This window comes from Symplocastrum torsivum (assembly GCF_059505465.1).
The window spans coordinates 18051-40525 of the sequence record NZ_JCACKQ010000023.1 but is presented as its reverse complement, the minus strand read 5'-3'; the positions used below and the strand labels follow the sequence as shown (position 1 = coordinate 40525).

Annotated in this window: 24 protein-coding genes; 10 read left to right on the top strand and 14 right to left on the bottom strand. The window is 49.1% G+C overall.

Annotated elements, in window-relative coordinates; all coding sequences use genetic code 11:
- Positions 1-2 precede the first annotated feature (2 nt).
- Positions 3-692 (bottom strand): S-layer homology domain-containing protein, encoded by a 690-nt coding sequence (locus tag AC5JL3_RS08080; protein ID WP_496073995.1) that lies wholly within the window; start codon positions 690-692, stop codon positions 3-5.
- 563 nt (positions 693-1255) lie between these two features.
- On the opposite strand from AC5JL3_RS08080, the gene AC5JL3_RS08075 reads away from it, so the two are divergent.
- Entirely contained in the window at positions 1256-1633 is a 378-nt protein-coding gene (locus AC5JL3_RS08075) for a nuclear transport factor 2 family protein (protein ID WP_496073994.1), read from the top strand.
- A gap of 267 nt (positions 1634-1900) precedes the next feature.
- Here the strand turns inward: AC5JL3_RS08075 and AC5JL3_RS08070 are convergent, their stop codons facing one another.
- Positions 1901-2134 (bottom strand): 2OG-Fe(II) oxygenase family protein, encoded by a 234-nt coding sequence (locus tag AC5JL3_RS08070; RefSeq protein WP_496073993.1) that lies wholly within the window; start codon positions 2132-2134, stop codon positions 1901-1903.
- Positions 2135-2136: 2 nt separating this feature from the next.
- On the opposite strand from AC5JL3_RS08070, the gene AC5JL3_RS08065 reads away from it, so the two are divergent.
- Entirely contained in the window at positions 2137-2358 is a 222-nt protein-coding gene (locus AC5JL3_RS08065) for a hypothetical protein (RefSeq protein ID WP_496073992.1), read from the top strand.
- Between the two features lie 156 nt (positions 2359-2514).
- Here AC5JL3_RS08065 and AC5JL3_RS08060 read toward each other — a convergent pair whose 3' ends face one another.
- The 9 genes from AC5JL3_RS08060 to AC5JL3_RS08020 form a co-directional block, all read right to left on the bottom strand.
- Positions 2515-3180 carry a tyrosine-type recombinase/integrase gene (locus AC5JL3_RS08060; RefSeq protein WP_496073991.1) on the bottom strand — a complete coding sequence of 222 codons (666 nt, stop codon included), beginning with the start codon at positions 3178-3180 and terminating at the stop codon, positions 2515-2517.
- 165 nt (positions 3181-3345) lie between these two features.
- Positions 3346-3537 (bottom strand): hypothetical protein, encoded by a 192-nt coding sequence (locus tag AC5JL3_RS08055; protein ID WP_496073990.1) that lies wholly within the window; start codon positions 3535-3537, stop codon positions 3346-3348.
- Between the two features lie 27 nt (positions 3538-3564).
- Complete coding sequence (locus tag AC5JL3_RS08050) at positions 3565-4542, bottom strand: SDR family NAD(P)-dependent oxidoreductase (protein WP_496073989.1); 978 nt, start codon at positions 4540-4542, stop codon at positions 3565-3567.
- A 760-nt stretch (positions 4543-5302) separates the two neighbouring features.
- Positions 5303-6220, bottom strand: a complete 918-nt coding sequence (locus AC5JL3_RS08045; protein WP_496073988.1) for a tyrosine-type recombinase/integrase — start codon at positions 6218-6220, stop codon at positions 5303-5305.
- A gap of 229 nt (positions 6221-6449) precedes the next feature.
- Positions 6450-7283 carry an endonuclease/exonuclease/phosphatase family protein gene (locus AC5JL3_RS08040; protein WP_496073987.1) on the bottom strand — a complete coding sequence of 278 codons (834 nt, stop codon included), beginning with the start codon at positions 7281-7283 and terminating at the stop codon, positions 6450-6452.
- A gap of 207 nt (positions 7284-7490) precedes the next feature.
- A complete protein-coding gene (locus tag AC5JL3_RS08035; protein ID WP_496073986.1) occupies positions 7491-7919 on the bottom strand; it encodes a VOC family protein in 429 nt (142 codons plus the stop codon).
- A gap of 37 nt (positions 7920-7956) precedes the next feature.
- Positions 7957-8445, bottom strand: coding sequence for a DUF4214 domain-containing protein (locus AC5JL3_RS08030; RefSeq protein ID WP_496073985.1), 489 nt, complete (start codon positions 8443-8445; stop codon positions 7957-7959).
- Positions 8446-8713: 268 nt separating this feature from the next.
- Positions 8714-12148: a CHAT domain-containing tetratricopeptide repeat protein gene (locus AC5JL3_RS08025; RefSeq protein WP_496073984.1), complete on the bottom strand. Its 3435-nt coding sequence runs from the start codon at positions 12146-12148 to the stop codon at positions 8714-8716.
- A gap of 735 nt (positions 12149-12883) precedes the next feature.
- On the bottom strand, positions 12884-13441 hold the full coding sequence (locus AC5JL3_RS08020; RefSeq protein WP_496073983.1) for a GNAT family N-acetyltransferase: 558 nt from the start codon (positions 13439-13441) through the stop codon (positions 12884-12886).
- A gap of 99 nt (positions 13442-13540) precedes the next feature.
- On the opposite strand from AC5JL3_RS08020, the gene AC5JL3_RS08015 reads away from it, so the two are divergent.
- A complete protein-coding gene (locus AC5JL3_RS08015) occupies positions 13541-13792 on the top strand; it encodes a hypothetical protein (RefSeq protein ID WP_496073982.1) in 252 nt (83 codons plus the stop codon).
- Between the two features lie 24 nt (positions 13793-13816).
- Positions 13817-14041, top strand: coding sequence for a hypothetical protein (locus AC5JL3_RS08010; RefSeq protein WP_496073981.1), 225 nt, complete (start codon positions 13817-13819; stop codon positions 14039-14041).
- A 260-nt stretch (positions 14042-14301) separates the two neighbouring features.
- On the opposite strand, the gene AC5JL3_RS08005 is transcribed toward AC5JL3_RS08010, so the two are convergent.
- From AC5JL3_RS08005 to AC5JL3_RS07995, 3 genes are all read right to left on the bottom strand, one after another.
- On the bottom strand, positions 14302-15522 hold the full coding sequence (locus tag AC5JL3_RS08005; protein ID WP_496073980.1) for a ParB/RepB/Spo0J family partition protein: 1221 nt from the start codon (positions 15520-15522) through the stop codon (positions 14302-14304).
- Positions 15494-16318 (bottom strand): ParA family protein, encoded by an 825-nt coding sequence (locus AC5JL3_RS08000; RefSeq protein ID WP_496073979.1) that lies wholly within the window; start codon positions 16316-16318, stop codon positions 15494-15496. Before AC5JL3_RS08000 ends, AC5JL3_RS08005 begins: the two co-directional genes overlap by 29 nt.
- A gap of 157 nt (positions 16319-16475) precedes the next feature.
- A complete protein-coding gene (locus AC5JL3_RS07995; RefSeq protein WP_496073978.1) occupies positions 16476-17660 on the bottom strand; it encodes an MFS transporter in 1185 nt (394 codons plus the stop codon).
- 686 nt (positions 17661-18346) lie between these two features.
- Between AC5JL3_RS07995 and AC5JL3_RS07990 the strand changes: the two genes are divergently transcribed.
- The 6 genes from AC5JL3_RS07990 (at position 18347) to AC5JL3_RS07965 (ending at position 22471) form a co-directional block, all read left to right on the top strand.
- Positions 18347-18817, top strand: coding sequence for a GNAT family N-acetyltransferase (locus AC5JL3_RS07990; protein WP_496073977.1), 471 nt, complete (start codon positions 18347-18349; stop codon positions 18815-18817).
- Between the two features lie 160 nt (positions 18818-18977).
- The gene (locus tag AC5JL3_RS07985) at positions 18978-19463 is read left to right on the top strand and encodes a GNAT family N-acetyltransferase (RefSeq protein ID WP_496073976.1); all 486 of its coding nucleotides are present in this window, start codon (positions 18978-18980) and stop codon (positions 19461-19463) included.
- Positions 19464-19763: 300 nt separating this feature from the next.
- Positions 19764-20114 carry an ArsR/SmtB family transcription factor gene (locus AC5JL3_RS07980; protein ID WP_496073975.1) on the top strand — a complete coding sequence of 117 codons (351 nt, stop codon included), beginning with the start codon at positions 19764-19766 and terminating at the stop codon, positions 20112-20114.
- Positions 20098-21090, top strand: coding sequence for an SRPBCC family protein (locus AC5JL3_RS07975; protein ID WP_496073974.1), 993 nt, complete (start codon positions 20098-20100; stop codon positions 21088-21090). Before AC5JL3_RS07980 ends, AC5JL3_RS07975 begins: the two co-directional genes overlap by 17 nt.
- A 235-nt stretch (positions 21091-21325) precedes the next feature.
- Entirely contained in the window at positions 21326-21625 is a 300-nt protein-coding gene (locus AC5JL3_RS07970; protein ID WP_496073973.1) for an SRPBCC domain-containing protein, read from the top strand.
- Positions 21626-21634: 9 nt separating this feature from the next.
- The gene (locus tag AC5JL3_RS07965) at positions 21635-22471 is read left to right on the top strand and encodes an arylamine N-acetyltransferase family protein (RefSeq protein WP_496073972.1); all 837 of its coding nucleotides are present in this window, start codon (positions 21635-21637) and stop codon (positions 22469-22471) included.
- Positions 22472-22475 lie beyond the last annotated feature (4 nt).

Sequence of the window (22475 nt, the reverse complement as noted above, 5' to 3'; positions counted from 1 at the left end):
GCTTAGGGAATATAGGGAGACTCTAGAGCGGGAGCACGGCTAGTCGCGACCAGACCCTGATAAATTGAGGTGGCGACTTCAGCACGGGTCGCGGCGCGATTGGGATTGAGAAAATCAATGTTGGGGTAGTTCACGGTGAGGTCGCGGAAGGTCGCCGCCGCCACACCATCAAGGGCATAAAAAGGAATTGAATTGTAGTCACGGAAGCCACCGATCACGCTGGCATTGGTTCCATTCGGCTTAAACTGTAGACCGCTCGCCAGAGCGACTAAAACCTGAGCGCGGGGCATGGGCTGAGCTGGGTTAAAGACTTTGCCAGGATAACCACTGAGAAAGCCTTCGGTGTAAGCGGTTTGGATGGCGCTGGCGGCCCAATAGCTGCTCTTCACATCACGAAAACGAACGGCACTGCGAACAGTTGGTCGCTCGAATGCCTGCCCGACCAAGATGGCAAACTGGGCACGAGTAATCGGCTCGTCGGGACGAAAGCTACCGTCGGCAAAGCCGCGAATCACACCGCGCTCGACGAGTGCTTGAATGAATGGTGCTGCCCAATAATCTGACGGTACATCTGAAAAAGTGGTTTGCGCTTGAGCCGGAATCTGTCCCACTAGTGAGACCAGTGTTGCAACGGTCAGGCTGAGGGACATTAATCGAATAAATCTGCTAGAAAATTTAGCTTGAATAGACATGAGTAATGAGTCGATGATGAGGTAGAAATTGGTCGAGAACGGTGCAATCGAGCACTGAAACGCTCGGCTTGCTCATAGTATTTATTAAGGTTTTCACCCCTCCTCTTCCGTCACTCTGGGGTGAAACCTTGATTTCTCGTTGGCTGAAATGGCGAAAATTCGTTGATTTTTCCGAGACTGATGAAAGAGCGCTAATCTGTTGACGGCAAAAAAACCAAACTGATTGAGGCTTTCAGGTGTTGCTACGAGGGACACTGAGTTTTTATGGATGAAACTGATTCCTGATTCCAGAAAAACTCTCTCGATCAGGATTGTTTAAAAATGTCGCTTCGCTAACGCAGCAGCGCGGGTGCGATCGCGTTCTTCCTCGGAGTCAAGCTATCAAACCTGTAAATCACCTTCAGCGAGCGTATTATGCGGAAAGAGTCGGCATAAACGCTACATTAAGGTTTTATGGTATTGCACAGAATCATTCAGCCTATATACCCGCTGCGGGATCTTCTGCGGAAGCGTTCTGCATAAGAATTGTTAAGCCCTGCTGCATGTACTTCACCACACCTCTTATGCCAGAGAAATCTGCACCAGAAATTGAACTGATACGCGCAGCGTATGCTGCCTTCAACGCGCGAGATATTGATGCCGCCCTCGCCCTCATGACTCCCGACGTGGCTTGGCCGAAGGCGTTCAAAGGCGGCTTTGTTCGTGGGACTGAAGAAGTCCGCGCTTACTGGACCCAGCAGTGGAGCGAGATCAATCCACACGTCGAGCCGATTGCCTTTTACCCGGAAGATGCTGGGCAGGTGTTGGTCGAGGTGCATCAGGTCGTGCACGACCTGACCGGAGCTGTGCTTGCCGATGAGCACGTTGGTCATCGTTATACCATTGAGCATGGCTTGATTCAAACCCTGGAAATCTGTCCACCTCCATTGTCGGGTCACTGAGCCTAACAAGGCGCTATAACGAACGGCGGGGTAGTGTCTGGCGCCGAGAGGTTGCTTTTCCTCCCGCCGTCACTGAGTTTTCAGCCGTTAGGTCTTGCTGCATATCCTTCACTACACCCTGACTGCCTGACAGAAGTGGGGCGGCACCAAGCTGACCTTCCGTTAATATTAACGGAAGGTCGGGAGGTTTAAGGGGGTGCGATCACGTTGGGGTGAAATGGGGTAGTTTGGCGCGATCGCCTTACACCAAATCATCCCATAGCCCAGTCACTTCCCGTTCGGCTTCAAAAAGTACATCACATCGGAGCGCAGGACATATTTCCTCCCTCGAATGACGCGAGTACCCTCGTGTAGCAGCTCATGGCGGAAGCACAAAGCCATACCGTTTTTGGGAACTACGGATACATCGGGTACCGCCTCTTTTTCGAGTAATGCAAGATAGTGCTGGTGAATATAGAAGCGAGTGTCGCCCCCTTCAAACCCATCGCTGAGGTAGATCATTTATGAACCATCCCCATGTGGTGCAAAGCGCTGACCGGGGTCGTAGCGGTAGAATCGGAGGCGCTCATTCAGCCCGCCCACCGTCCAGTTATCGATGGTCGCGGGGACATATTCAGCAATCCGATGCCATAAGTCGGCTGCACGCTGCTTATCATCTAGGATTACTCGATCGTTATTGCGAACGCGCCCCGTTCAACTACGACACCGAAAAGCTTCAGCATTAAACCCACCCTACAACTCCTCGTATTTAAGAAACTGCCAGTTCCCGGTCGATCTGTAGCCGAGCCTTGACGATCGCCGTATCCGGCGGCTTGTACCAACGTGCCAAGCGCTTGCTGTCGGACTGCCTTTCTGTCGTCGCTGGCTAGTGTGAGGTAAGATTACTTTGTAGTCTTGTGCTGTTGTGGGGTGTCGGAAAAGGTGCATTTCCCGTCACTCTCTCCCGGTTTCTGTGACGGATTCCCCACAGGAGAAATCATTGCCAATGAGGCGATCGCCCCTCGCACTTGGTCAGGTCTGACCTCCAAATACTTCTGAAGCTGACTCAAGTTCCTGTGACCGCTGACTTCTTGGACAATTCGCAAAGGGATGCCTGCATCTGACATCTGGGTTAATGCCGTGCGTCTTAAACTGTGAGTTGATGCTCCATAAATGCCAACTCTTAAGCAAGCTTTTTTAAAGACTCTCGCAGCGGAGTCCACATTTATAGGGTTGTGACCGTCAAGCCCTGGAAACAGATAGAGGCACTCATTTGGCGCTTGGTAACTCGTGAGCAGCGAGCGCAAGTCTTCAAAAACCGGGATAGTACGTGTAGCAAGCTTCCCTTTCGTACTCCCTTTGCGGATAATTAGTTCAGGTCTAACCTGTCCATTAGGTGCATAGACATCAGCAACTTGCAGCGTAACTGCCTCATTAATCCGACAAGCACAGAATAGGCAGATGCCGAACAAAGCGTGATCGCGTTGTGTTGGCAAACCCTTGCTAAAAAGCAACTGGATTTCAGCTTGAGTAAGAATCTTTGCTTTGCCGTGTCGGTCGATTTTCATGGGGAATTTCGTTCTTCTCCATGATTTACCGCAATCAGGTGGTGCCTGTCTACTGGTGAGTCAAATAACGACTTGGATTGCCTGACAAAAGCCTGTACCATCGGCATCGAAGAACAACCCACGCCTAGCGCTGTCATAGATAAAGCGATCGCTCAGCCAATTAAATTAAGCCAAGGAGAGTACCTCACCTGTTGTGACTTCGCACTGAATCAATTCAACCCGTTGCTGTAGAACAGCTTTATCTAGATCGGTTAGGATTAATCGGCTACCTGCCATCAATAACTGTTGGGTTAGTTCCTGTCCGAAGCCACCGGCTGCACCCGTAATCAGCACCACTGCCTCGCGTAGCTGGGTCATATCGAAAGCTCCCTCTTATCGCTTGGATCAAATTTTAGGTGAACTGAGTGCATTTAGTAGTAGCAGTGACCAAGGCACCTTTATATTAGGAACCAGCCCAGCGTACTTTCTCAAGAAGGGCAATGCAAATGGAAGTAGGAAACGGAGAGAGCGTAAGGATACAGGAAGCTCGCCGTTCTGATCTACCAGTCCATAGTGTTGAGCCAGTTCGGCAACAATCTGCACCCGACCTGTCCGACGCATCACAGTTGGGTCGGCTGCCAACGCCGCGATGACTCGTCCTGTTAGCAAAGGAGTTTCCCAGTTGTAGCCCTCCCTGATCGCTGAGGTTTGTGGGTCAGCCGCACGGCTTTCATCCATTTCGGCAGCCAAACGGGAAATGTGTTCAGTACCAACAATCCCAGGCCAGATTGAGAGCGAAGCAACGTTATGCTGTTTGAGTTCGACAGCCATTTCAGCCGCTAAGCGATCGCAGGCGGCTTTGCCTGCACCATAGGGAACACCAAAAATGTAAGACAGCCCCCCCCATGAGGAGATAGTGCAAATGAGTCCTTGCTGATGTGCCGTCATCAGGCGGGCAGCAAAAACACTGGCAACATAGTGACTGCGAAGACCAACATTGTTACAAGCATCCCAAAAACTCGGTTCGCTCTCCCAGAAAGGCTTCCCATTAGCGTTACCCAGTGCTTGTACCCCTGAGTAAACATTATTGACTAACAAGTCAAGCTGTCCCTGCTCGTCTTGGATGCGCTCAAACAGCAAACGCACTTGCTCGTCCGAACTGTGGTCTACATAGACGGGAAGGCATACACCACCAGCTTCCTCAACAGCTAATTGTGTCTCACTCAGGCTCCCTGAGATGTTATCTCCAGAGTTGGAACTCTCTTGAGTGCGACCTGTGATGTATACGGTTGCACCTGCCTCACCGAGTCCAATCGCAATTCCTTTACCAATCCCCCGTGTTGCACCTGTGACCAATGTCACTTTGCCTTCAAGGTGTTTCATGTTCGCTTTTTTTATTTACCTAGTATACGGACGCGCTCGTACCTGGGAATTTTTTGAACGCCGTAACAGGGGACAGCCGTTGCAATTCGTGCCACGGGATTTCGCCTGAAGTCTATCACGATGTGGCTGTTGCAACTCTCTAAACAGGTCGTCTCTGAGAAAGACTGACCCACCCCCTGTACCTGTCATTTTCAGAAGAGGACTTCATCATAATCCACGGAAAAATAGGCTTTCCAAGCTGCGATGAACACAAGTTTTGTACCAGAAGTGCAGTTCACTGACTGTAAAATACCAGAAGTGCAGTTCATTGCATGGTTTGCGTAATGCCCACCATTACTCTTTCAAAAACGGCTGACTTTTTGATGGCTTAATGTAACAGGTTTATGAAAGCCGCCTGAGTTGAAGTTGCTGTGGGTTAGTCAAGGCTTTCAAAAACGAGTGTTTGAGAAAGAACCACGTCATATTGAAGTCGTCTTCTGATGTTGCTGAACTCCTCTTCTGGTTAATGCAATCGTCTTCTGAAAATGACAGGACTCCACCCAAATCCCCCCACCCCGTTCTCATAATCCCTTCTCACAATCAAATGTTTCCGGCGAACACAGAACGCACGCGAGAATTTACTTATCCTTATCGCCAAATGCCGATATTCCGTTAAATAGCATCAGCAGTCCGCTAATTAATATAACTAGGGCTAACCCACCTGCCACTAAATCCATTAAGGAAGTTGTTTCCATTGTTCTTGTCGCTCTCTGTGATTAACTTAGTCTTCTTCTTCCCCAATCAACTCGACCGCACGCGCTAAATCGTGTTCAGACGGTTGGCAGTAACGACGAGTCGTATCTAGACTCTCATGTCCAGCCAGCGCCGCAACCTTCTCCAGTCCCACACCTGCATCAACCAGATTTTTGCAGAAGGTATGTCGCAAACTGTGGGGAGAAAAGTTCTCCAAGTCGCCCTTGTACTTCTCCAAGATGTTTTGCAGTCCCCGCACCGTCACAGCCCCCCGCTGTCCCACAACTACGGGCGTATCTTTCCCGACATGGTCAGAATAACCCAACAACAACAATGCACTTCGGGCATCCTTATTGAGCGGAATCTCACGGCGCTTCGACCCTTTACCCGACCGCACGACTAACATCCCTTTGCGATCGCTAATCCTCACGTCACTCCAGCGCAGCGCACAAAGTTCTCCAGCACGGAGTCCAGTATTGAGCAATAGCTGAACCACCCCCAAGTCCCGTGAGTTGCCACCGCGTTCGACGCGCCGTAGCAAGGCATTTTGAGCAAGGCGGTCGAGCCACTTGGAGGAGGAGCGTACTTCCTTGACGGCTTTGGGAATCTTGGGCAGAGCTTCAATTAATCCCTTCTCCAACGCCCAAGTGAGGAACGTGCGGATTGTAGACAACTTACGATTAATACTTTGGGGTTTAAAGTTGAGTGTGACCAAATGTTGTTTGTATTCTCGCAGGTCAATGGAGGTGACTAGGGGTAGAGACAACTCTTGCCTTTGATTACTTTTAAACCATCTGGCAAAAGCATCTAAGTCACACAAGTAATTTCTAGTGGTGTGATAACTTTTTTCTTGTGACTCCAGCCAGCGGAAAAACCCGTCGCGGGAGGCAGCATAATTATACGAGGAGTTTTTTGGGCGATAATTGGCGAGGTGAGTAATGGGCATCGACGAGGTTTCGTTGAGCGTAGGGGGGATGTGTGCGGATAATACTAATTATACGTGCAGTTTCATCCAACTACGTCGCTTGGGTGTTCCAGCTAGTTGGGGTAAATATAGGGTTCGCACCACCAGAGGTAAAGTAGTTCTGTAAACCTTGTACAGCCTATGTTATTCGAGAAATCATTTTTGGTAAGCGTCGTGAGATGCAATATGGGCAAATTACAGATGAGTCCTTTTACTGTGTCCAACTGCATTCCACAGGGTAATGATCAGAGATGTTATCCAAATCGCTCTGGGTTAACACCTGAGCCCTGGGATTAAGAAGGGATAACTGATAATTGGCAAAGATAAAGTCTATTCTCACAGGTGGAAGGGGTGCTTTTCCCTTATCAGGTATATTTGTCGGAGCAGAAACAGTATATCTATCCCGGCTTTCTTTACACAGGTCAATTAGACCAATGTCAAGTAGACGCTGCATTGGGCGATAATCTATTGACCATTTACCAAGGACTTCGAGCGTGCCGTCTTTAATTGACTCAATGGTCTCATGACCGCTCATGAAATGTAGACGTAAATCGAGCTTCTGGAACAATGCTCGTCTGAGTTCATCTGTATGAAATTCAGCATCTAACGGAGATACTATGTTCATATCCCCCATCACGATAAGTGGTTCGGAAATCTTCTGAATTATTTCAATAAGTTCAGAAATCTCCTCATTGCGAGCCGCCACACTCTTATGAGTTAAATGAACGATGAGATAGTGAATACTGCAGATCTTGACGTGTAAAATCCCATGAAAAAATTTTTCCTTAGGGGTGGGGTATACCTCAATCGGGTATTTTGAAAGCACTCCAACAAAGTTAGCTCTGGGCATCTGGCAGAATTCGGCATGAGTGTAATCACCCCATATCTTGCCATGCTCTTGGAAATGCTTCGAGTTAAACTCTTCAACTTCCATAAGTCCAACGACATCATATGAATGCTGCTTAAGCCATGTATCGAGTTGCTCAGCTCTTGGAGGCGGACACCCATTGAAAATGTTGTAGGTAAGAATATTGAATTGTCTCATCGGTGCTTCTTCCGTCTTAAACCGTGGTTGAAGGTATTTTCTATTCCCGCTTTATCTGTGGGCTTTGAGCAAGGATTTTTTGGCTAACTAAGGTGAAATTAAGTTGAGAAAGATGTCACTCACGGTCTGAAAACCATCGGGAAGGAATTTGGTTGTCATGAGTCCTTCCTCTTTCACAGAATGAATAGGACTTTTCGCTCGTTGAGCTTAGGCAGATTTGCTGTCGTTGAGTTCTTGCTCAAGCTGCTCATCCCAAAAGGCGGCTTCAACCTTATGTCCATCTGGATCACGCACAAAGCAACCGTAGTATGGCTCACTGTATTGGGGTCTGCCACCTGGCGCCCCTTCATCTGTGCCACCTGCTGCCAGTGCTGCTTCGTAGAAGGCATGAACGGCTTCTTTCGTGGGAGCGATAAAGCCAATATGAGTACCATTGCCAACTGTTGCCGGCTGTCCATCGAGCGGTGTTGCCACCCAAAACTCTGGGTACTGTTTGCCATAAGCAATCGCACCTGGATGTTCCATCAGTCGCTTACAGCCTAAAGGGGGCAACACAGCGTCGTAAAAAGCGATTGCCCGCTCAAAATCATTGGTGCCAATCGAAACGTGCGAGAGAATGCTGGGATTCTCATCCATATCTGAATCCTCGCTTTTTTACTGTTGAGACATCCTCTTAAGGATTTTTACTCCTAGCTTCATCACTTTCAAGAATCTCACGACGAACATCGTCTAAACTTTCACCATCTTCTAGAGCATCACTCCAGGTTTCAAGTCCATCCGCATCAGCCTCACGACCTAGCACATCGCGATAGATGTCGTTAATCCGCTCTTTCGCCTCTTCACTATTAGCAATGTTTTCACGCACATCATCAAGTGAATTACCTTGGCGTATTACCGTTCTTGACCAGTCTGTGAGTCCTTCCCGTTCGGCATCACGACCTAGCACATCTTCATAAATGTCTCTGACTTCCTGACGTACTTCTCTCCTTTCGCGAACCGGGCGTCGATTGTCCTGAAAATCATATCTTGTACAACTAACTTGGTTGTAAGGATTCACAACACAAAGGCTCTGTGCCTGGGCAGGAGCGGCAGCCGCCAATGATATTAAACCAAAAACACTCAGAACACTCTTGACCACTGAAGCTTTCAGGGTAGTTTTCATGGCTTGTTCCTCTGTTCGTTTGACTTATAGAGCCTGTTGAACAATTACTTATGTATAGTCTTAGCAAGAGGCGTTGCCTCTTCCTCAAGTGAACCTCTATTAACAAGTCAGTTGTTGTCAGATATAATGCTGCCAAGATTTACAAAAGTTCACTTTTTGCGCCGAGGTGGCTCTCTTTATCCGGTGTAGCTGGGACAAAGCTAGAGTTGGCGTTGAAGTCACCGGAAACGAATGTAACAGTTGAGAGCTGATTGGGAATACACTCCGTTTATTGCATTGCCCTCCAATCTCCAGAAGGGATAAAAGCTGCCCAATAGTAAGGATGCTGGTACTGTCGGTTCTGGAGCATTTCTAGTTGAGTTTGACGCAGAGCTTCTGAGCGCTCAACGTTAGCCATTAAGCGCTTGTAATAGCTCACCATCAGGTCTTTTGTGCCAAAATCATCGACTATCCATAGGCTTTGGAGCTGACTGTCGGTTCCAGCAACAGCCAAGGCGCGACGCAAGCCATAAACTCCGTCCCCGTTGGCAACATCTCCCAGTCCGGTTTCACAAGCTGAGAGTACCACTAACTCCGTCCCCGATAAGTTCAGTCCAGCCGCTTCCAAAGCCGTTAGCACTCCATCTTCACTGCCACTTTGACGGGGGTTGAACCCAGCTAGAGCAATTCCCGAACGCAGTAGGGGGTTCTCGGTGTTGCCAGAAGTGGGTGGGATTTGATTGAAGGCACCCTCTTGAAACAATGAGCGGGAGAAATCTGGCGGTGCAACTAAGGGAACGTTATTGAGGAAGAAGCCGTGAGTCGCAATATGCAGAATTTTGGGACTTTGGAGTTGCTTGAGGGCATTTTCAGTTGCTTGTGAGCCAGTCAGCACCGTGACTCCTGGTAGCATGGGGGCAATCGCTTCCGCTTCCATAGCCGTTCCGGGTAAGGGACCGACTTGAATTTGGGCGAGTTCTGTAGAGCGCTGGTTGAGAGTGCTGCGAGTTGTGGCAACAGGCACGGACGGGTTGCCTGGTTTGTCATAGTCAGGATTAGCGAACAGCACGGGTGAGGAGCTGCTTTGGGTAGGATTTTGCAAGCGCAACAGGTCGCGTCCAGAACTCAGGTAGGTGATGGAGTAGTTTTCTACTAGATAGCGATTATTTTCATCAACCAAGGCAGCGAAGGGAATCAGGTTAAGTTGGCTGTCCGGGGAAAGCAGCACGGTGCGGCTGTTGCCCAGAAGCTTACGAACGGGCTGCATCAGGAGTTCATCCAGCGTCCGGGCGACTGGCTTGACATTAGAGGAAAGGGGAAAGCGCAGGGCTTTGCGGAAGTCAGCAACCGCTTGGTTGATGGGTGCGGCTTCGCCTAAGTCTACCCATTTGGGTTCGCCCGTAGAGTGCAGGACGTAGGCGACGTAGCGAGGGGCACCCCAATATTCATCTGGTTTTGTGGCTTTGGGGTTGAAGGGGTAGTACAACATCAGTTCTACCAAGGCGGCATCAGGGGGAATGAGCTGTTGTACGGCTTCAATAGTGACGGGTTGAGATTCGGTGCGGAATTCGGCGCTGCGTGTCGAGAGGAGGCCTTCGAGTTGGTCAGCTTGGGCTTTGAGGCTGGCAACTTGCTGGCGGTATTGGTCGCTTGGGAGATTACCAGTTCCCTTAAACAGCAGTGCTGCCAGTTGGGAGCGACTAGCCGCCAGTTCGTTAAGTAATTTCTGGTCTTCGGGTTTGAGGTTTTGACGCAAGGTTTGCAGGCTGTCGCTGAGAGCATCGAGGACTATGCCTTTGCGTTGGAGGATGGTAGTCAGGGCAAGACGGGCAGCTTCGGGGTTGTTAGGTGCGTCCTGGACGTGCAAGGAGACAGTCCTGTTGGTTGTACCCGAGAGGGTGGCAATGTAGTCGCGTTTTCGGGCTTCCGAGCCAGTGGTGAAGATGAGGGCAAGGTTGCGTTCTTCAATGTTGGTGCCACGAGTCTGGAATTCAAGGGTACGGGCGATGTTCCCCTGTGCCCAGTACAGCCCTGCCAAATTGTTGAGACTACTAGCAACATCGGGATGCTCTTTGCCCAGCACTTTCTCAAAAATTGCCAAGGAGCGTTGGTATAGGGGTTCGGCTTGGCTGTAGTTCCCCTGTGCCTGGTACAGCCCTGCCAGATTGTTGAGACTGGAGGCAACATCGGAATGCTCTTTACCCAGTACCTTCTCGCGGATTGCTAAGGAGCGTTGGTGAAGCGGTTCGGCTTGGCTGTAGTTCCCCTGTGCCCGGTACAGCACTGCCACATTGTTGAGACTTAGGGCAACAAGGGGATGCTCTTTGCCCAGCACTTTCTCAAGAATTGCCAAGGAGCGTTGGTACAGGGGTTCGGCTTGGCTGTAGTTTCCCTGTGCCAAGTATAGATTTGCCAGATTGTTGAGACTAGTAGCAACAGCGGGATGCTCTTTACCCAGCACCTTCTCGCGGATTGCCAAGGAGCGTTGGTACAGGGGTTCGGCTTGAGTGTAGTTCCCCAATTCCCAGTACAGCAATGCCAGATTGTTGAGACTAGTAGCAACATCGGGATGCTCTTTGCCCAGCACTTTCTCAAAAATTGACAAGGAGCGTTGGTACAGGGGTTCGGCTTGGCTGTAGTTTCCCTGTGCCCGATACAGCTCTGCCAGATTGTTGAGACTTAGGGCAACAGCGAGATGCTCTTTGCCCAGCACCTTCTCGCGGATTGCCAAGGAGCGTTGGTACAGGGGTTCGGCTTGGTTGTAGTTCCCCTGTGCCAAGTATAGATTTGCCAGATTGTTGAGACTAGTAGCAACAGCGGGATGCTCTTTACCCAGCACCTTCTCGCGGATTGCCAAGGAGCGTTGGTACAGGGGTTCGGCTTGAGTGTAGTTCCCCAATTCCCAGTACAGCAATGCCAGATTGTTGAGACTCGTAGCAACATCGGGATGCTCTTTGCCCAGCACTTTCTCGCGGATTGCCAAGGAGCGTTGGTATAGGGGTTCAGCTTGGCTGTAGTTTCCCTGTGCCCGATACAGCTCTGCCAGATTGTTGAGACTGGCGGCAACATCAGGATCTTCTTTGCCCAGCACCTTCTCGCGGATTGCTAAGGAGCGTTGGTACAGGGGTTCAGCTTGGCTGTAGTTTCCCTGTGCCCGGTACATCTCTGCCAGATTGTTGAGACTTTGAGCAACATCGGGATGCTCTTTGCCCTGCACCTTCTCCCATATTGCCAAGGAGCGTTGGTACAGGGGTTCGGCTTGGCTGTAGTTTTCCATATACTGGTACAGCAATGCCAGATTGTTGAGACTTTGTGCAACAGCGAGATGCTCTTTGCCCAGCACCTTCTCGCGGATTGCCAAGGAGCGTTGGTACAGTGGTTCGGCTTGGCTGTAGTTCCCCATTTCCCAATACAGATTTGCCAGAATGTTGAGACTAGTATCAACAAGGGGATGCTCTTTGCCCAGCACTTTCTCACGGATTGCTAAGGCGCGTTCTACCAAAGGTATGGCAGCAGCGTACTCACCTTGACTGTAAAGCTGAACTACCTGTTGATTCAGCAGCCGATTAGCTTCCTCCAGTTCGGCTGAGTGTTGAGCTGACTGGGGAGGATTAGCTTGTCCTACCACTGGCGCTGGCAAGGGGGCTAGTAACCCCATGACTCCGATGAGTGTAACAACAGCCCACGGTAGTTTTCTCCTGACTCCTGCTTTTGCCCTCATCATCTCTATTACCCTGAGTTTGTTGTCCTAATTCTCTAGCTGTCAGAGAAACCTAGATTATGCCGGAAGTGGAAAATTTTTGAGCCTAGCCTTTTGCTTCACTTCCATGCAGGCGATCGCATCCACTCTGCCACATCGAGATAAAGAGAGAGCGCAAGTCGTAGTTAAGATAAATAATTAACCAACTTTTATTGTTTATAAATTGGCTGGGTGCCTACTCACTCAACTTGCTCTTGTGAACCTCTATTAGCTAGTCAGTTGCTCAAAGACAGAATGCTGCCAAGATTTAAAAAAGTTCACATTCAGCGCCTACGCGGCTCCGATCAGGTGGTTGAGTACCCACCCTCCTTCCAATAGTTAGCCAGTCATATCCCTGGCTTATCAATTGTGTCGTATTTCACGGTACTTACTTCCGATAACTCACATAAGGTGAGGTAGGAAAATGGCTCTAATGACGGTATAGCGGCAATTGGGCTAATACCGGAAATTTCTAGAACTTAGGTAGCGAAAAATCGCCTTCTATTGAGAATGACCCCCCGATTCTTGCAACTCATTGATAAGCTGACTTATCACCGATTGGGACACAATGCCTTTTGTGCTAAATTGGCACAAAATAAAATACCCAGCCAGATAAGTGAGGTAAAGGAGTACAACTATGATTTTATTCGCCTTTCAGTAGTTATTCGGCAGCGGCTCAAGAGAGGGCAAGAGCGATCACATTTTTAGTTGGGGCGGAATTCAAGCCTCTAAGGGCATATTGTTGGACTGCTGTAACTCACGGTACATGATCACACGTTTATCAATTGGCAATCCCGCCTCAGCTTCTTGATACCTGAGCTGCTGAAAACCAGAGGTTAGTTCAACCTCTGCTAAAATCTGAAACCCAAGTTTTGCATAGAAAGGGGCGTTCCACTCAATGTCACGGAAGGTCGATAACAATATCCGGCGATAGTTCTGGTGTTTTGCCCAAACACAAACTATTTCGACAAGTTCGCGTCCAATACCTCTACGTCCATAAGCTGGATGTACGTCAATTTGTTGTAGATAAGCATTTCCATCAACATCCTGGCTGATTGCATACCCGACAGGTGTCTCACGCTCGTCTACAGCAACCCACACCCGACCTTCTCGAAACTGTTGGGTGACGAAGCCCAACGAGAGGGGTTCCGCGTCAACCAGAAAAGCGTAAGGCGTGTCACAAAACAATGTGGCGGCGGCTTGTTCTATCTCAGCCAGCATTAATAAATCCTCAATTCGAGCGGCTCGAATCTTGTAGCTTGGGAAAAGAGCGTTCATGTGAGATTTGTGGCGATTACCTAACGGGGTGATAACTATAACCGAAACCGAGGGAGAAAGTGCTGCGGGCTTTTGGTTAAGGAACGTTATCGTTAATAGATGTTGGAGACAACTCTTTCAGTTCCCTTGAGCCTTTGCTTAATTCCATCTGACAGAACTCGTCAGCGCTCACTGATCCCTACGCTGAACCAAAAGCCAAGAGCCACCACCCACGCGCTAGTAAAACTAGAGATTTCTGGGGAACACCCCCTGCGGCTTTGGACAGAACAGCCGCCTAGCTGCCGACCTTCCGTTAATATTAACGGAAGGTCAGTTGCGATCGCACCTTCGATCACGGGTAAAAGGGATTAGGCTCGGCTTCTGCTCTTGTGGGGGTTGGGTAAGGCGACCTTTGAGGCATGGCATTTTGCTCGAACGGCTATAGCTAGCGTAACCGAGGTGTTAGATCATCACTCAACCGATATGGCTCCTGGCGGTAAGAAGGTGGTTGCTATATGCGATCGCGGCTATCGTACCACCTTCAGACACTTAGATATCAGGATGCCCAAGAGTCGGATTCAGTTTGGCTCTCTTAAGGATGCACGTTTGCCACAGCTTTGAGAAACGTGCGATCGCACTTCCTGACATAAACCTCATCCACGTTCTCGACTTTGCTCCTTGCAGAGTAACAATACCTCACGATTGTTTTTGAGGGAAGCAACAAGTTCTGAAACCACTGAAGGACTTGTCGGAAACAACCAGCAGGTCGGACGGGGATAATTCCCAAAAGACCTTGAGAGAACGCCCACTTCAAGACCCCCATGCGGTAAGCCTAGTCTCCCGGTTTCCTGGCAGCAAAGCTAAAGTTACGGACGCTTCCGTTACTGAGAGCGGAAATCGCTCCCGTCATCGGACTTTAGTTTATTATTCAATAGTTTTTGCAACACAACCAGTTTGTCTTCAAGCGTCTGCTGAAGTTCTTGTAGTTGTTCTGACGAAGCCTCTACACTTGTCAAATCAAGCTTTTGAATACTGGATAGAAAGCGATCAACCTGTTTATCTCGGATTGCCGATGTCGAGTGCTGTATATATTGTGATTTTTGTTGAATAACCCACTGTTGAGTTTGCGTTGTAGAAAGGTTTTGCCTGAGAACTTCTCTAATGCCTTTTTCACGAAGCTTCAAGGCTTGTCGCTCGGAAATCTTGAGTTCTGATGCTGAAAGTCGATTCAGAATCAGAGCTTGGGCACAACCGAGTGACTGCTCACGGACTGCTGCCTTCAAGTCGGAAGTGAGATTCAGAGCCGGAAAAATATTTCGATTTAGCGAGGCGGGATGTTCCTGCAAGCCTAGAAAAATCAGAAAAACCTGAGATTCAATCGGGTCAACCTCTAGTTGCTCTAAAACAACGTGTTGTTGCTCATGGTGCTGTAAATGCAAACGTTCTCCCAGGCTTTGCTTCTTTCGCTTCAAGCGGGTCAAAACCCGATTAATAATCCGTGGGACTTCTTCGGGAGGCAGCTCAGGGATTTCATCACAGGCGATCGCCACTAATGTCTCTGCTTTATCGAGAGCATTTAAGCCACGTCGATGTAAGCTTGTGAGATAAGCTTTACGACGCAGCACTTTGGAATGATCAGGTTTTGCGGTGAAAACCGCCTCTATTGTATCCCATCCTAGACTTTTAGCCGCCCGCCAGCGGCACTCTCCATCAAACAACATACCGTCTTCAAACAGGATAACGGGGTCGAGTTGTCCTTCCTGTTGTAGAGAGAGCGCCATCGAATCGACTTCTTCAGTAAACGTTTTACGTGGCTGGTCGGGGTTTGGCTGAATTTTGTCAATTGGATATTGATTGATACTCTGACTTTGTTTCAGGTGTTCCCGTAGTTCGCGAATTTGGTTTTGTAACTGCGGACGAGCTTGCTCTTGAGATTGCAAGCGCAACTGCTCAATTTCAGTAATCAGGTGCTGTTCATGACTAACCTGTTGACTAAGCTGCTCTTCAAGTCTCTTGAGCTGCTCCCGTAAACTGTAAACTTCTTGAGTTTGATCAACTTCAGAAAAAAAGCGATCAACGTCGAGCCGATTTCGCTTTGCCACGTTTTCCTCCGGTAATTTCTTGCTGAATCGCTAAAGCGATCGCTCCTATTGGCTCTAAGGCTGGATGGGTTGTACGGTGTACTCTTAATGGAACAGCTTCTGACCAGGCATTTGTAAAGGCAGTGTAATGCCTAATAGCCGGAAATACACGATACCCCCGTGCCTCGTATCTTGGAGGAAGTTCTTTCGAGAGGCGCTGATGTTCCGCTCCATCTTCTACGTTGTTGATCACAAACCCCAGAAAAGCTGGTGGTGATGACAGTTGAAGCTCTTGAACATTAGCAGCATACCAATCTAATAGTACCCGTGTCCCATCAACTGCCTTGGCATCCGGCATTAGAGGGACTAGCAGATGTGTAGCTGCAATTAAAGCCGACTTGGGAATTTGCTCTAGTGTCGCTGGACAATCAAAAATGATCAAATCATGAGTTAACGGATATTCCGAAAGAGCTTCTTGCAGGAGATAACTTCCACCTGCCTGAGTTAGATTGGGCATAATCTTGAACAGAGCACTTCCGCCTTGAAAGACTTCCAGCTTACTGACGTGTTGCTCCCACACGGGAATTAAGGTATAAGTGCCGTCAAAGAAGCCAGAATAAATCCAAGCCGTAGTGGCTTTGGGTGCAGGAGTCTTACTCAACCGACAAGCTACATTGAGAGAGCCTTGCGGATCAAGGTCGAAAATTACGACTCTATGTCCTAGTCGAGCCACTTCATAACCGAGGTTAGCTGCCAGAGTCGTCTTTCCAACGCCTCCTGCACCCGTCATGATGGCAAGTCGTATTTGATTGGGCATAACCAAAGGATTGATAGTTGAAATAATTCTTGTACTGTAGCGTTACGGTACGTCTCATGACTTAGTATCAGCGATTCTTCTGTTGTTTCGGGCGATGATACGCATCTCTCCACCAACGCCAAAGTATTTTGGATAGAGTCAAACTTGCCATTCAAACTTAAACCTTAAGAAGCCCAATGAGTAAGGCAATGGGTGCTGCAAGTAACATCCACATCGTAGGTTGCAAGCCATACTGTTGAGCAACCCAACCCAGTACAAACGGGGCTAAACCACCCACGAAACCCACCAGGTTGTTGAGTGTCATGACAGTTCCACTCTGCCCTGGCATCGCTGTGTACAATCGCCCCTGAAGAATTGAGTACCAGCCCGCATTCAGGAACCCCAGAAAGCCGAGAATGATTAACTTGACATTGAGACTGGGCACAACCAAAAAAGCCGGGTAAAGACACAAAACAATGATGGCGCTAACCCTCAAATAAGCGAGTCCTTGCACTCGTTCAAGTAAAGGAATGAGAAGAAAATCTCCGAGTAAGCCAAACCCCAACCATACCGTGATAGCAAAACTCGCCTGCGTGTTGCTTGCACCGACGACATCAACAAAATACAGTGCTAAAAAACCGCGCAGAACATCCAACATTAAATCCGAAAATTGCAATAACGTTAACCAACGTAGTATGTTGCGTCGTTTTAAGGCGTTGATAGCTTGACAGATACCATCGTTGAAACTCTGTATTGGCTGTTCAACTTGAGATGAGGCGGTTAAAGTTGCGATTGGATACTTCCACAAGATTCCTACCAGTAATACCGTTAGTACTGCCAAGATTAAAAAGACACTTCGCCAACTTTGATTTAATGCTATGGCACCTGCTAAAGCCAAAGGTCCCATCACATTGCCAACTGAACCCGCCAATGTCCAACGTGCCATGTTTTGCTCGTGGCGCGTTGGTTCGATGTCCATCAACGTCGCCTGGGAAAGGCTGACAAAGGAGCCAGAGGCGGGATAAAACAGTACAAACGCGGCTAATAACCCGAAAAAGTGATGAGTCAGAGAAATGAGTAGTAATGCGAAAGCAAAAGCAATACCTCCCGCCAAAATCAATTGCCGTCGCTGACCCAGATCTCCTAAAATCCCCAGAATGGGTTCTATCAAGCTGCTGATTGTATTAGGTATCGTCAGCAACAGTCCCACCTGCACATAGGAAAGATGCAAATCATTCCGAATCAACGGATAGGCTGCACCCCCCACTCCATCCACCAGCTCGTCTAATAATTCAATCACCAGGAAGATAACCGTCAATAGAATGACAGTCCTGGTCGTTTTGTTTTTACCATCCAATGACATCGTGAAATTCTCCCATCCTCAAACTTTGAACACCAGCGCAACATCTTCAAGGGCGTTGGCGAGAAAGGAGGGGGAATCCACGAACAAACTCTCCGCCTTAGTTGTAAGGCGAATCGGCAGTTGGAACGGGTTCTAGAAGATTACCAGGGAGGGAAAGTCATAGAAGCGAAGGGTAAAGAAAAGACTTGCAAATACGTCTGTAGCTCATTGTAGGCGTACCAGAAGAGATTGTCTTTTTTACGGGTTGAAACTTTAAAACTCAAAATTTGTAACAACACACATATACTGTCGAGGCGGTTGCAATGCGATTGCCACTCGGTTTTTACGAGGAGCGATCGCGTTTTCCCTTGTTTTGTAAAATCGTGTTTCCTAGTCTCAAGCAGAAGATCATGCAAAAACCATCGGTCTAAAAACAAGTTATGCCGCTAGTTGGTCAGTGAGGGCAGCAGCCTAAAAGTTATCTGTGAGCATTCAGAGCCAAGCCAACTGCATTTTGTAGTATATTGTATTACGATTGATGTGGTTCACAGATTGTTGCTATTGCCTATGATTCAGCAGCTCTATCTAAAAGTGTTTTTTATTTGGGAAGAGCCTAAACCCTTGATTGAAGCTCCACGGTGGTTAACCTTTAAGCCTGTCAATGCAATGCATGACAACCTACTGATCTCAATACACTGGAGTTCACTATGATTCGACCGAGCACACCCGATGACACCACCGCGCTAATCGCCATAGCTGACGAGATCGGCTTCCAGCCGAACGAGCTTGAAGAGTTGAGTGAAATGCTGTCCAATTACTTCAGTTGTGATAGCAACAGCGATCGTTTCTGGCTCACCGACGACGACAATGGGCCGGTTGGGGTCGCCTACTGTGAGCCGGAACGGATGACCAATCGGACGTGGAATCTGCAATTGATCGCCATCCAACCTGACCGCCAGGGACAAGGACGCGGTGCAACACTGCTACGCTACGTTGAAAAAACGTTGACGGCGTGCGGTGGGCGTATGCTGCTGGTGGAAACGTCAGGGCTACCGGACTTCGAGCGCACGCGGGCGTTCTACGCGAAGTGCGGTTACGAGGAGGAGGCACGCATTCGCGACTTCTACGCGGCGGGTGATGATAAGGTCGTGTTCCGCAGAGTGTTGAACGCAGACTAGACAATGGTCTGGGCAATGGGTGACGGGCGGGACTAACAACCCAGTTGGAGTGGACTAGCCAGAGATCTTGGTGGAGTTGCAAAGGTTACTTGCAGCCGCTCAACAGGAACGTTAGCTGGCTTCATTGCTTGGGAACCTTCGGCGTTAACTGGAGTTTTATATGGAAGTGCAAATTGAACCTTACGACGCTCAGCAACTTGATGCAGTCATTCGTCTTTCGCTTCGAGCCTGGACTCCGGTCTTTGAATCGATTCAGAACGTGCTGGACGCTGACGTGTACCGAGCATTCTATCCCGATAATTGGCGTGTGAGCCAGCAAAAAGCTGTCGAAGATGTCTGTGCTGCTGAAGACACAAATGTATGGGTTGCAATCGCCACTGGTTCAACCGTGGGCTTTGTAGCCGTGAAACTAGACTCCGAGTCCAGCATGGGTGAAATCTACATGGTCGCTGTCGATCCAGACTTTCAAGGTCACGGCATTGGCAGCGCTCTGATAGAATTCGCTCTTGCTTGGATGAAAAATGCTGGGATGTCTGTTGCTATGGTCGAAACCGGAGGCGATCCCGGTCATACCCCAGCACGTCGCACCTATGAAAGGCTGGGCTTCAGGTTGTTACTGATCGCCAGATACTTCAAGAAACTCTAGTTAAACCGAATTAGGTCAGGAAGTGCTGCTGTTTGGTCGAGGCAACTATATATGTTGTGGCTTTTTTATCCTCCGGATTAGTGCGATCACTGAGCTTGTAAAGTGCGTTGCTGATAAGTAAACGCACCACTCCGTTGGGCATCCTGCAAATGCTGTCCTGCTTCTATCTGAACATGACAGCAACTGTCAGAGCCTACCCCACTACAGTGTACTAGTCCAAGCAATTTATGAAATAAGGGCTTGACATTCTTGGTTAGTACATTTAACTTAGTAGTTAATTAACTGCGCGGTTAAATACAGATGTCTAGCGATCGCTTGAGTGCCACCTTTGCTGCTCTTGCCGATCCCACGAGACGGGCGATTCTAGCTCACCTCGCCAAGGGTGAGGCATCGGTTACGGAGTTAGCCGAACCCTTTGAGATGAGCCTTCCTGCCATTTCCAAGCATCTCAAAGTGCTGGAGCGTGCCGGACTAATCACGCGGGGGCGAGAGGCTCAGTGGCGACCGTGCCAGCTCAACGCCGAGGCACTCAAAGACGTAGAGGACTGGCTCGAACAATATCGCCAATTCTGGGAGTCAAGCTTTGATCGGCTGGATGATTACCTGCACGAGTTACAAACCCAGGAGAAAGAAAATGGGCAACAAGAATGATTCCACTGAGGCTCAATGTGATCGCGAAATTGTCATCACTCGCGTCTTCAATGCACCACGCGAACTAGTGTTCAAGGCGTGGACAGAGCCAAAACATATTGAGCAGTGGTGGGGTCCGAAAGGCTTCACAACCCGTGTCGAACAGATGGATTTCAGACCCGGCGGCACTTGGCGCTATGTGATGTGTAGTCCCGATGGCACCGAGTATCCGGGGAACGGTGTTTTCAAGGAAGTCGTACCGCCCGAACGGATCGTCGCCACCGATCAATTTGATGAAGGCTTTGAACAGGTGGTGAAGGTAGACCTACCCAGCGGCACTATCGTAACGACAGCCATCTTTGAGGACTTAGACAATAAGACTCGCCTCACCCTACGAATTATGCACTCCACTGCCGAAGATCGCCGCAAACACGAGGAGATGGGCGTTATTGGAGGATGGAATTCCAGCTTCGACTGTCTTGATGAGTTCTTGGCGAAGATGGTCGCCGATCAGAGGAATCGTCTAACGTTGACGTTGCCGTCCGATCAAGAAATTGTCGTGACACGGGTCTTCAATGCCCCACGCAGGCTTGTCTTCGAGGCATGGACTAAGCCCGAATATGTAAAGCGCTGGTTTGGCGGTTGCACAAGCATGACCGTGACCGTTTGCGGAATCGACCTGCGCGTGGGCGGCACTTGGCGCTATGTCTTGCATGACTCCAGCAACGGCACTGACCACGGGTTCTCAGGAGAGTACCGCGAGATTGTGCCACCGGAACGATTGGTTTCCACCGAACGTTACGAACCGATTCCTGACAGCGACCACCTGAATACGCTAACCCTAACCGAACAAGACGGGAAAACAACACTGCACATCCATATCCAGTACCCGTCGGTTGAGCAGCGGGATGGACATCTTCACTCAGGTATGGAGATGGGGATGCGCCAGACGCTGAACCGCCTCGAAGAACTCCTCGAATCCATGGCATCAAAATGAACTAACCGAGTGCGGGACATTAGCCTGTTTGCTAAAATGTATCGCCGCTACTCTTAACAGTAATTCAATTACTTGCATGGATATCTGCACGAGTTGCACTCTTGAAATGGAGATGAAATATGGTCACCCAAAACAGTGAGGCAGCGGCAACGTCCGAACGCTTACTCACCATCACCCGCATCTTTGATGCACACGTAGTATTGTGTTTTAAGTCTGGACAGAGCGCGAACACCTGATGCGTTGGTGTGGTCCACGCGACTTCACAATCCTGTTTAGCTCGGCGGACTTCCGACCGGGTGGTGCCTACCGCACCTGTTTGCGATCGCCCGAAGGCAAAGACTATTGGTTACAGGGCGTTTATCGCGAGATTGTCGGGCTGGAACGCCTCGTCTTCACCCATGCCTGGGAGGACGAGGACGGCAAACCAAAACACGAAACACTCGTAACAGTGACCTTTGCAGAGCATGATGGCAAGACAAAGCTGACCTTGTTGTTTATTACTCCCGGTGAAGGAACTCACAACCGACCGATTTGATATGTCGTTATGCAAAAACAAACATCAGATGTGATAGACCTTGATGCCTATTTTCAACGCATTGGCTACAGTGGCAAGCGCTCCCCAACCCTTGAGACTTTACAGGCAATTCACCAGCACCACGCAGAAGCCATAGCATTTGAGAACCTCAATTCATTTCTCAAACAACCTGTTCTCCTTGATGTCACATCCCTACAGCAAAAGTTGATCTACCAGAGGCGTGGTGGCTATTGTTTTGAGCAGAATCGCTTGTTCCGGTCAGTCTTGATCGCCCTTGGCTTTCAGGTCACGAATCTGGCAGCGCGTGTGTTGTGGAACCTTCCTGAAGGGACAATCACTCCTCGCACTCATATGTTGCTTCAGGTGGATATTGACGCACAGAAATACATTGCAGATGTTGGGTTCGGAGGATTAACACTAACGGCACCGCTGTCTCTTACACCGGACATCGAGCAGAGTACACCCCATGAACCATTTCGATTGCTCACGACTGACCACACCTACATCATGCAGGCATATCTCGGTCAGGAGTGGAAATCCCTTTACCGCTTTGAGCTTCAAGAACAACAGTTACCCGATTACGAGGTGAGCAATTGGTATGTTTCCACCCATCCCAGCTCACTGTTTGTCACTACACTGATTGTGGCTAGACCTGATACAGATTGTCGATACGCCTTGCGAAATAACCAGTTGACAACGCATCACTTGGGCGGTCGAACAGAACAGAGTGTACTGATTACTGTGACAGAGTTACGTACTGCACTGGAGGATGTATTTCGTTTGAAGTTACCCGTAAGCGCGAATATTGACGGTGCCTTACAACAGTTAGTGCAGCAAATTAATTGATGGC